Raw genomic sequence first — 489 nt, 5'->3', positions numbered from 1 at the left:
GCGACGACGAGCCGAGCAGCGCACCGGCACCGTGGCCGAAACTCGCCGCGCCGCGCCTGCCCGCCGCGCCGATGACCTGCATGAGCTGGACGTCAGCCATCCCGATCACACGTAGCAGGACGAACGGTGAGAACACCGCGGCAGCCATGACCACGATACCGCTGAGAATGGTCAGCGTCTGGTCCATACCCGACCCGGTCGCGTCACCCGCTATGCTCGCGCCCAGGGTGAAGATCGCGTAAATGACCGGCTTGGCCAGGATGAGCGCCGCGAGGATCTCCATGGCCCGCTTCATCCAGTCGCGGGTCGATATCGCCGGCTGCCCGGCCAGGTACAGCGGGATGAACACCGCAACCGCGATGATTGCTATTTTGCGGATGTAGAGAACCAGGAAGAGCGCGAACGAGAACAGTGCGACCAGCAGTGACAGAACCATGTCAAGGGCGAAGTTCCCCTGCTGGGGGAGAGTTCTGAGCTGGGCTACCAGAC

The 489-nt window shown here is 64.0% G+C and carries 1 protein-coding gene; it reads right to left on the bottom strand.

Annotated features, from left to right (window positions below):
• Positions 1-489, bottom strand: a 489-nt coding sequence (locus AC5LSR_RS08630; protein WP_493468339.1) for a TrbL/VirB6 family protein, incomplete at both ends; no start/stop codon positions are given.

This window comes from Protofrankia sp. CiP1_Cm_nod4, from assembly GCF_982290645.1.
This window is presented reverse-complemented; position numbering and strand designations above follow the sequence as displayed.